The 10,250-nt window shown below is 50.4% G+C and carries 10 protein-coding genes; 6 read left to right on the forward strand and 4 right to left on the reverse strand.

Features of this window, described 5'->3' with window-relative positions:
• Nucleotides 1–196 precede the first annotated feature (196 nt).
• The 4 genes from ACJHVI_RS07065 to lpxK form a co-directional block, all read right to left on the reverse strand.
• Nucleotides 197–2,209, reverse strand: a complete 2,013-nt coding sequence (locus ACJHVI_RS07065; RefSeq protein ID WP_483184043.1) for a transglutaminase TgpA family protein — start codon at nucleotides 2,207–2,209, stop codon at nucleotides 197–199.
• Complete coding sequence (locus ACJHVI_RS07070; protein WP_483184045.1) at nucleotides 2,209–3,141, reverse strand: DUF58 domain-containing protein; 933 nt, start codon at nucleotides 3,139–3,141, stop codon at nucleotides 2,209–2,211. The genes ACJHVI_RS07065 and ACJHVI_RS07070 overlap by 1 nt, the downstream gene beginning before the upstream one ends.
• Complete coding sequence (locus ACJHVI_RS07075) at nucleotides 3,138–4,070, reverse strand: AAA family ATPase (RefSeq protein WP_483184047.1); 933 nt, start codon at nucleotides 4,068–4,070, stop codon at nucleotides 3,138–3,140. Before ACJHVI_RS07075 ends, ACJHVI_RS07070 begins: the two co-directional genes overlap by 4 nt.
• A 119-nt stretch (nucleotides 4,071–4,189) precedes the next feature.
• Nucleotides 4,190–5,191: a tetraacyldisaccharide 4'-kinase gene (gene lpxK, locus ACJHVI_RS07080; RefSeq protein WP_483184049.1), complete on the reverse strand. Its 1,002-nt coding sequence runs from the start codon at nucleotides 5,189–5,191 to the stop codon at nucleotides 4,190–4,192.
• A 154-nt stretch (nucleotides 5,192–5,345) separates the two neighbouring features.
• Here lpxK and ACJHVI_RS07085 point away from each other — a divergent pair, with 154 nt between their 5' ends.
• From ACJHVI_RS07085 to bfr (ACJHVI_RS07110), 6 genes are all read left to right on the forward strand, one after another.
• Entirely contained in the window at nucleotides 5,346–6,290 is a 945-nt protein-coding gene (locus ACJHVI_RS07085; RefSeq protein ID WP_483184051.1) for an AEC family transporter, read from the forward strand.
• Between the two features lie 90 nt (nucleotides 6,291–6,380).
• Nucleotides 6,381–7,415: a methionine ABC transporter ATP-binding protein gene (locus ACJHVI_RS07090; protein WP_483184053.1), complete on the forward strand. Its 1,035-nt coding sequence runs from the start codon at nucleotides 6,381–6,383 to the stop codon at nucleotides 7,413–7,415.
• Nucleotides 7,396–8,049, forward strand: a complete 654-nt coding sequence (locus tag ACJHVI_RS07095; RefSeq protein WP_483184055.1) for a methionine ABC transporter permease — start codon at nucleotides 7,396–7,398, stop codon at nucleotides 8,047–8,049. The genes ACJHVI_RS07090 and ACJHVI_RS07095 overlap by 20 nt, the downstream gene beginning before the upstream one ends.
• Nucleotides 8,050–8,070: 21 nt before the next feature.
• Nucleotides 8,071–8,853: a MetQ/NlpA family ABC transporter substrate-binding protein gene (locus tag ACJHVI_RS07100; protein WP_483184056.1), complete on the forward strand. Its 783-nt coding sequence runs from the start codon at nucleotides 8,071–8,073 to the stop codon at nucleotides 8,851–8,853.
• Nucleotides 8,854–9,149: 296 nt separating this feature from the next.
• Nucleotides 9,150–9,614, forward strand: coding sequence for a bacterioferritin (gene bfr / locus ACJHVI_RS07105; protein ID WP_483184058.1), 465 nt, complete (start codon nucleotides 9,150–9,152; stop codon nucleotides 9,612–9,614).
• Between the two features lie 12 nt (nucleotides 9,615–9,626).
• Entirely contained in the window at nucleotides 9,627–10,097 is a 471-nt protein-coding gene (gene bfr / locus ACJHVI_RS07110) for a bacterioferritin (protein ID WP_483184060.1), read from the forward strand.
• The last annotated feature ends 153 nt before the right edge of the window (nucleotides 10,098–10,250 follow it).

Raw genomic sequence — 10,250 nt, forward strand, 5'->3', positions numbered from 1 at the left:
AAAATCATCTACTTGGCAGAAAAGTGTTGTAAGATGTTCCATGTTAAAGGGCTTTTGTGATGGTTTGTTTCGTCAAAACAGTAGATTATCACAATTGCTCTTTATTTTTTAGTGGGGTGCTTATCCCGAACTCAGGTTAGGGCTAAAGAAATCGAAAATACTATATTTCACTCTTTAGCCCCTTTAATTCAATAAACTATAATTTGGTAACATAGCGAATTTGCCTGAGTAGAGCCGCTTCGTCGCCGCGTTCTTGATAGCGGAATTGTTCGTAGGCATCGGCTAATGCAAGTAAAGCGGCGCTATGTTTGGGTTGCTTTTCTTTGACGATGCGGCGCAAAAACAGCGAGATGCTTTCTTTACGCGATTTATACCAAGCACGTTTTTCCAAACGCAGCAGCAAACGGCGCATGGCTTTTGCCACCGCATCTTCTTCAATATGCACGCGTTTGCGCCACAGATGCCATAGCAGCCACAACAATCCTAAGACAAGACCGCCTATCAGCAAGATGACAATGCCGGCGCCTAAGCCGAATTGGCCTAATAAGCCGAGCAGGCTGCCTTGGCGGTCATTATTGAGGTTAATGACCCAGTTTTGCCAAAATGCCTGTCCGGCATCAATGACATCGCGCAGCCAAGAGACCGTCGTATATTGCTCGGCAAAGCGCGATAAGATGCTGCGCGACTCCGCGCCGCCTAGATTTTCGCTGGACAATCCGCCGCTTTGCACCCGCCAAGGCGCGACTGCCGCGGTGGGGTCGAAGCGCGTCCAACCCTGTTCTTCTAGCCATAATTCCACCCACGCGTGCGCCTGTTCTTCGCGCACGACGAAATCGCCTGATACGGCGTTAAAAGTACCGCCCTGATAGCCGATAATCACGCGCGAGGGAATATTGACACTGCGTGCGGCAACCGCCATGGCATTGGCATAGTGCTGACAAAAGCCGAAGCCGCTACCGAAGAGGAAGTTTTCCACATGCTGCGCGCCGGGAATCGGCTCAAGGGTGTAATAAAATTCATTGTTGCGGATGTGGGCGAGGAATTGCTCGGCAAAGCCGGCGGCGCTGCTGCCGCCTGCCTGATACAATTCTTGGGCGAGGGCGCGGGTGCGCGTTAAGTCCAACTCGGGCGGCAATCGCGTTGCCATGCGGCGGTCGTATTCAGGCAAAGCATGAGCTTGCAATTGAAAGCGCGTTGCCGCAGTAAGTTGAAAACGTTCTTCGCCACGTTTGGTGCGCGGCAGACGGATTTGATGCGCGCTGCCGCGCCAAAAACGTCCTCCTGCGCCGATTTGCATTTCCAAGGCGGGCAGCCAGATTAAATCGGTTTTGGCAAGCGTAAGGGTGTAATCGAGGCGCTGCGAGCGGTCATAATGCAGGGTTTCAGGCGATACACGTCCGTCTTCTTCGCGTTGTTGCCATTTGCTGCCGTCGTAATGCCATAGCACGGGGCCGCGCCAATATAGCATGTCGCCGCGCGGAATATTGCCGTCCGCAAATTGTACACGGAAAGTAATTTCATCAGATTGAGCGAGAGAAGATAGGCCGTCCATACTCATTTCTTCGGGCAAGCCTGTAATGCCCTGCGAATTTTGCCGCGGCAGTCCCCAAATGGGGTCAAAACGCGGGAAGGTAAAAAAGACGATGATCGTAAAAGGCAGTGCCAAGAGCAGCAATTTGCCGACATCGCGCCAACGTCCGAGGCTGACGCGCAGACTGTCGCGCTGGCTAATCTGCAATTGGGCATACATATTGGATGCTACCGCCAGCAGCAGATAGAGAAAGATGAGTACCGACTGGCTGAACATTAAAAAGCTCAGCATCAGCACCAAATTGATGAGAAAGAGAATGCGGGTATCGCGGACATTGCGCGATTCCAGCATTTTGCAGACGCTCATCACCGCCAATAAAGCCAGAAAACTGTGCGTCAGTCCTACTTGCCAAAAGCCCGAAATAACGACTGCCACGCTCAGCGGAAAGACGATAAATACCGCCGCCAATGCAATGCTCGGTCGTCCCAGCCATAGGCTCAGCCCTTTTGCTACGACCGCCAAGAGTAAAATCGCGCCGATTTGCGGCGGAAAGAAGATAATCAGCGGCAGTAGGCAAATGCTCATCGCGCTTAAGGCAATCCGCCAATGGCGCGGCGTTAAGCGTTCATGGAAGGCGGCAGCGGAAATCCATTGGATTTTGGCGAAATTCAGCTTCATCACAGCACCGCCAATGCGCTGAGGCAGGCATGATAATGCGCCTGACCGCGGCTGTAGTCACTGCTGAAATTCGGCAAACGCAGGGCATAGAGCAAGCCTGCCGCTTCCGCGTCCAAAACCCAGCGCGTCAATTGCGCGATGCGGGTTTCTTTGTCGCCGCCCATTTTTTGATAATCCAACAGCACTTGTTCTGCTCCCATGCCTGAAAATTGCTTAATCAATAATTCGCCGCGGCTGCTTTGCTTCCAAGCAACTCGCGATAAGGGATCGCCGGGGTGATAGCCTTGCAAACCGACCAATTCGTCTTCGCCGCGTCCCTCGCTGATTAAACTGCCATTGGCATTGTCGGCAAACATCGGCAAGGGCAAATCGCCGGCAGGTTGCGGATAAACTAAGCCTTTTCCTGCCAAATGCCGCCATTGCCAGGCTACGAACAAGCCCAGCGGCATAGTGGTGTAGATTTCCAGCGGCAGCAGGGAAGTCCAGCCGCGTTCGGCGGTCGGCTGGGCAAGTTTCACTTCGGTGCCGCTATGTGCCTCAATGCCGGCGCAGTCCGCCTGATAAAAGGCATTGCGCAGCGTAAAGGCGGCACGCGGACGCGGTTCTTCGTTTTCAATCACAATCGGAAAATAGATATCTTCGCCGGCAAACACGGGCGCGGCTTCGCTACAGCGCAGGCGCAATTGACTAAAAGTGCTGACGGTTAAGGCGGCGCTGAATAAGGCGACAAAAGCCAAGAGAAAAATCAGGGCATAACCCAAATTGAGCTGATGGTTGATGGTCCAAACAAACATCACGATTAAGACGAAAAAAAATGCCAAGCCAAAACTGCTCGGCACAATCGGCATTCTCAGCGGTCGCGGCAAATGCACTTCCGCTTCCACATCGCGCCGCGCCAGACTTTTTTGCCGCAGCCAAGCAATCAGGCTCATAGCGGCACGTCCACTTGCGCTAAGACGGCGGCAATCGCTTCGGCATGCGCATAGTCGTCGCGTCCTTTTTTCGGCAAACGATGCCAAGCCAAAGCGGGAAATACTTTCTGCACATGCTCGGGCAATACGGCTTCTTTGCCCAAAATCAGAGCATAAGCCTGTGCGACGCGCACCAAGCCCAAGCCGGCACGCGTGGACAAACCTTGGGCAAAATGATTGCGGTCGCGCGTATATGCCAATAATTTTTGCACGTACTGCGCCACTGCTTCAGATACCGTAATCTCGCGCACCGCCTTTTGCAATTGCAAAACATCGGAACGGTTTAATTGCGCCTGCGCTTGCGCCAACATCTCTTGGCGCGTGTCGCCGCGCAGAATTTCCACTTCCAAAGCCGCGCTGGGATAGCCTAGGGACAGACGCATTAAAAAGCGGTCTAACTGTGATTCGGGCAAAGCGAAAGTGCCGATTTGCTCCAGCGGGTTTTGTGTGGCAATCACGAAAAAAGGCTCAGGCAAGGGACGCGATTCATGCTCCACCGTCACTTGCCGCTCTTCCATCGCTTCCAATAAAGCGGACTGGCTTTTCGGCGAGGCGCGGTTGATTTCATCGGCTAATAACAGGCTGGTGAAAATCGGGCCTTCTTGGAAAACCAATTTATGCTCGCCGGGGTGCAGCAGTGAAAAACCCACCACATCGGCAGGCAATAAATCCGAAGTAAACTGAATACGACGGTAATCCATGCCTAAAGTGGCGGCAAAAGCCTTTGCCAAAGTGGTTTTCCCTGCGCCGGGCAAATCTTCCAGCAAGACATGTCCGCGCGCCAATAAGCAGCTCATCGATAAGGCAATCACATCGTTTTTGCCTACCACGATGGTGGCTAATTGTTTGAGCGCGGCATGTAAACGTTGGCGCAAAGCGGCTTCTATCATTCTCTTTCCCTGTGGTGTTTGATTAAAACAAGACTTTATACCCGATACGGGCGGCGGCTGGCAATAGCATTTATCTCAGCATGTGGTAATCTTTCAGCGCATAGGCGCAACGCCTATTTTTATGCGCCATCTAATAAATGTTCCAATAAATCGAGCGGCAGATCCGCCTCATATTGCAATACCCGCACCCGCGCACGCAAAGCTGCCGGCCAATCATGGGTTTTGACGGCATCTTTGCCTGTCATTAACAGCAGACTGTCCGCCGGCGCAAAATCCGCCGCTGCGGGCGGTAAAGCCTGATGATCCGCCAATAAAGAAACTGCACTTGGCGTAATCCCCAAAGCCTGCACACGCTGCAAAAAACGCTCGGGACGCGCTATCGCCGTCAATACCGCGCAGGCTTGATTTTGAATCTCCGCCAAAGATACCGTTTCGGCGGCTAAAGTCTGCCACTGCGTATTGTGCATCTTCAGGCAATATTGCGCAGGGCGGCAATCGCGAAAATGTACCGCCTCGCCGCTAAATAAAATTGCATCTACCGTTTGCAAACGCGCAGGACTTTCGCGCAAAGGACCGGCAGGCAATAAAAAGCCATTGCCCAAACGCAAATCCGGCGCGACCACCAGCCATTCCGCATCGCGCGGCAAAGCATAATGCTGCAAACCGTCATCGCTGATAATCCATTGCGTCTGCGGGAAATGCCGCAGCACATACTCGACCGCCGCCTGCCGCGCCTTACCGATAACCACCGGACAATCCGTCGCCATAGCAATCAATTTCGGCTCATCGCCACACAGCGCGGCATCGGTATCTGCATCGACCGCCATCATCTGCTTGGCTGTGCCGCCATAACCGCGACTAATCACCGCTACCGCGAAACCTTTTGCCTGCAAAGCGCGTGCTGCTGCAATCACAACCGGCGTTTTGCCGTTGCCGCCCACGCTGAGATTACCGACCACGAGAATTTTCGCCTGAACATCTTGCGCCGCCCGCCATTGCTGCGCCGATGCTTGCAAACGCCGCTTACGCCATGCCACCGCCATACCGAACAGACAAGCAAGTGGCAATAACAGCCAAGCCAGTATCGTTTTCCGCCGCCAAAAAGCAGGAATATCCGCCATGATTCACTCCGTATTTATCTTTCGCCATTATATAACCCTCTAATCAAAATAAGACGGCATACCCATGATTCTCTATTTAATGATTGAAGATTTATTCGGCTGTTTCGACGTAAAAACACTATAATAGCGCCCTATTTTGCAGGAAATTATTTTCATGTTCGCCATTCTCAATCTCGTTATTCCCATCTTTATCATCATCGGCATCGGCTATTTTGCCGTTGCGCGCCGCATTTTGTCGCAAACCGCCCTACGCGGCATGGGGCGCTTCGTCGTTACCTTCGCCCTGCCCGCCCTGATTTTCCAAGCCATCATCAGCCAGCCAATCGGCGCGATTATGAATCCCGTTTATTTTCTCGGCTATGCCGGTGGCTCGCTTATTTCCTTTTTCATCGGCTTTGGAATTGCCAAGCTGCGCCGCCAAACTTCGGTCGCGGCGGTGGTCAACGGCTTGGGACAATCTGCTTCCAATACGGGCTTTATCGGCTATCCCCTGCTGCTGACTCTGATTGGTGAGAAAGCAGGGATTTTCTTCTCGCTCAATGTGTTGGTGGAAAATTTACTCATTCTGCCGCTCTTTTTGATTTTAGGTGACAGTTTCGCCGCCAAAGGCGGAAAGCGTTGGCAGCTGATTAAAACCATTCTCGGCAATTTGCTGAAAAACCCGATGATTCTCGCTATGTTGGCCGGTTTGCTCTGCGCTTTCTTAGGCATTGGCGACAGCCTGCCCTATGCGCTGAAAAAAGCCGTGAACATGCTTGCCAATGCCGGCGGCGCAATTGCCCTATTCGTTATCGGCGGCTCTCTCGTCGGTTTGAAAATCCGCGGCAGCATGCCCGACATCATCCAAATCACTCTCGGCAAACTCATTATCATGCCGCTGGCGGTATTCGCCCTGCTCAGGCTCTTCGGCACAAGCGGCGATGTCATGTTGGCAGGCGTTTTATTGGCAGGTGCGCCGATGGCAAGCATGTATCCGCTGATGGGCGCGCGCTACGGGCATCAACGCCGCGCCGCTGCCGCCCTGCTTGCCACTACCGTCCTGTCCTTGTTAAGCATCAGCACAATCATTTATTATTTTCAGCATTTTGTTCCGCAATAAGGCGCATCTATAAACAAAGCCTATGCACTTATAAAAAAATACCATAAGCCGGCTCTTGCGCCCTGCTAAGGCTTTCGCAATAATTGCGGCATGATTACTTTACACAACATTAGCAAAATTTATCAGCAAAGCGGACGTGAAATCACCGCTTTGCATCCCACCAGTTTGCACGTCAACGCAGGCGAAATTTATGGTGTGGTCGGCGAAAGCGGCGCAGGCAAAAGCACGCTGATTCGCTGCGTGAATTTACTCGAACGCCCCAGCAGCGGCGAAGTGATTGTAGACGGACAAAGCCTGACCACGCTCAGCTCGGCGCAACTGCTCAAAGCGCGGCATAATATCGGCATGATATTCCAGCATTTTAATCTGCTTGCAAATCGCAGCGTCGCGCAAAATATCGCCCTGCCTTTGGAGCTCATCGGCACGCCTAAAGCACAAATCCAAGCTAAAGTGCAAACCCTCTTGGAACTCACGGGCTTAAGCGAACGTGCAGCTTACTATCCCTCGCAATTATCAGGCGGACAAAAGCAAAGAGTGGCAATTGCGCGCGCATTAGCCAGCGACCCGAAAGTCCTGCTCTCCGATGAAGCCACTTCCGCCCTCGACCCCAAAACCACAGAATCCATCTTGCAATTGCTCAAAGAAATCAATCAGCGCCTAGGCGTAACGATTTTATTGATTACCCATGAAATGGAAGTCGTGAAAAAAATCTGCGACCGCGTTGCGCTCCTAGACAAAGGGCAATTGGTAGAAAACAACAGCGTCGAAGCCTTCTTTACCGCCCCGCAGTCCGAACTCGGTAAACGCTTTGTGGCGCAAATCCGCCAATTCGATTTGCCGCCGCAATATGCCGCGCGCCTGCAGGCAGAAGGCGATTATCCCGTGCTCAAGCTCATTTTCCAAAACGAAGCGGTGGACGAACCGGTCATCTCTGCGATTACCCGCCGCTTTGATGTGGACGTTAGCATCATTCAAGCCAAAGTGGAAAATATCGCCACCATTACCGCAGGGCTGCTGGTCGCCGAACTGATTGGCAAACCTGAGAATATCCAAGCCGCGCTGGCTTGGCTCAATACCCTCCCCCTAAGCACAGAGGTACTCGGCTATGTCCGCGCAAACGCTTAATCTGCTCTACACCGCAACCCTAGAAACCCTTTACATGACTTTTGCCGCCGCTGCCATTGCCGCATTGGTCGGCATACCTCTAGGCGTGCTGCTTTACGCCACCCGCCCGAATAATTTCCTTGCCAAACGCAGCATTTATCTGCCCCTAGGCATTGTGATTAACATCGGACGCTCCGTGCCTTTTATGGTGCTGATGCTGGCGATTATCCCCTTTACCCGCTTTGTGGCCGGCAGCGCTATCGGCAACACCGCCGCCCTAGTGCCGCTATCGATTTCCGCCATTCCCTTTATTGCCAGAATGGTGGAAAACATCATCAACGAAGTCCCTAAAGGATTGATTGAAGCCGCGCAAGCCATGGGGGCAACGCCGATACAAATCGTCGGCAAAGTGCTCTTGCCCGAAGCGCGCGCAGGGCTGATCAATACCATGACCATCGTCATTATCGCCCTCATCGGCTACACCGCCATTGCCGGCGCAATCGGCGCAGGCGGCTTGGGCAAAGTGGCGAAAAGCTACGGCTACGACCGCTACAAACCGGAAATCATGTTTACCTGCGTTGTTATCCTCGTGATAATGGTGCAATGTATTCAATCACTTGGCGACTATCTCTCAAAACGGGCAGACCGCCGCTAATTCACTAACCTTGGAGAAACCATGAAAAATATCAAACACCTGAGCCTTGCCATTTTGGCAGCCATCAGCCTTGGCGCAACTGCGGCAGATTTAAAAGTCGGCTCAATGGGCGGACAAGAGGCGGATTTAGTCCACACGGCGGCTAAAGTAGCCAAAGAAAAATTCGGACTGGATGTAGAAGTCGTAGAATTTGAAGACTACGTCATGCCGAACGTGGCGCTTGCCGAAGGCGAAATCGATGCCAATGCCTTCCAGCACAAACCTTATCTGGATGCCATGGTTAAAGACCGCGGCTTTAAAATCGTTGCCGTTGCCAACACCTTCATCTACCCTATCGGCGCTTACAGTCAAAAAATCAAAGACATCAGCGAATTAAAAGACGGCGCAAAAATCGCCTTCCCTAATGACCCTTCAAACGGCGCCCGCGCTTTGATTTTAATGCACAATCAAGGTCTGATTAAACTCCAAGACCCTAGCAATTTGGAAGCCTCTAAATTGGATGTAATTGAAAATCCGCGTAAATTCGACCTCATTGACGCCAATGCGGAATCGCTGCCGCGTGTTCTGCCTGACGTGGATTTAGCCTTCATCAATTCCAACTACGCCGTCAATGCCGATTTGCTGCCTAAGCGCGACGCCTTATTGGTCGAGCCTGAAGACAGCCCGTATATGAACATCATTGCGGTGCGTGAAGGCGATGAAAAGAATGAAAACATTCAAAAATTCATTCAAGCTTATCAAACCGATGAAGTCGCCGCCTCTGCGGAAAAAGTCTTCAAAGGCGCAGCGGTAAAAGGCTGGTAATTATCATAAAAATCCCTATGCAAATAGGGATTTTTCACATACATTATTAAAAACAAAACATTCGAAATAAGAGAAATACATATTCAAACACTCAAAAGCATACTCTCTTAGCACAATAATAAAAACAAATAAAAAATTTTTATATTAATATTCTTTCTAGCGATTGATTCTTAATCAAATTCCAAAATAAAAACAACTCTTTTTTATATTTTTATTCAATCATAAAATTTAAAAAACCTATTTACATTTACTTTTTATTGACTATAATTGAAGACCTCGTAAATTAGGAAAAAATCATGAAAGGCAATGAAAAAGTTATTAACTATTTAAATGAAATGATTGCCGGCGAACTTGCCGCCCGCGACCAATATTTCATCCATGCCCAAATGTATGCCGATTGGGGATACGATAAACTCTACGAAGCCAACCATCATGAAATGGAACATGAAACCGAACATGCCACATCCATGATTAAGCGCGTCCTATTCCTTGAAGGCACGCCGAATATGAAACCCGAGCCTCTGAAAATCGGCACAGACGTCGTATCTATGATGGAAAGCGATTTGGAATTGGAATACCGCGTGCGCGACAACCTCAAGCGCGGTATCGCCCTATGTGAGCAAGAGCATGATTACGTTACCCGTGATTTGTTAGTGCTGCAATTAAAAGATACGGAAGAAGATCATGCCCATTGGCTTGAAAAACAATTACGTCAAATCAAAGATATGGGCTTGCAAAACTATCTACAAAGACAAAAATAAGGCGACATAGCCATGAAAACAGAAGAGCATATTAACGAAGCGCTCAATACTGTCTTGCGCCATGAGCTTACCCTCATCAACCAATATTTTCTCCATGCACGCATGTTGAAAAATTGGGGCTATGAAGCGGTCGGCAAAAGCATGTACAAGCAATCCATTACTGCGATGAAAAATGCAGACGAACTGGTTCAGCGCATTTTCTTCTTGGAAGGATTGCCCAACTTGCAAGATTTAGGTAAATTGCTACTGGGCGAAAAAGTGCAAGAAGCCATCAGCTGCGACCTTAAAGCAACACTGGCGCAACGCGAAGCCCAAATTGCCGCTATCGAGCTATTGAGCAAATCGCAAGACTACGTATCGCACAAACTATTGCGCGAGCAATTGAAAACAACGGAAGCCTATATTGATTGGCTAGACGAACAACAAGGACAAATTGAAGAGCTTGGCTTAGCCAATTATCTGCAGTCTGCCGTTGCCGGCTAATCACTTAAAAAAAGGGCAAAGGGACATTTTAGGTGCTGTTTTCGAGTTCTTTAGCCCTAAGGGACAAAATAGGTGCTATCTAGCGTTTTTTAAGCAAAATAATCTTTTATAAACTTAACCTTATTCTCCTTTCCCATGCCGCAATGACAAGCT

It is taken from the genome of Suttonella sp. (assembly GCF_056855035.1).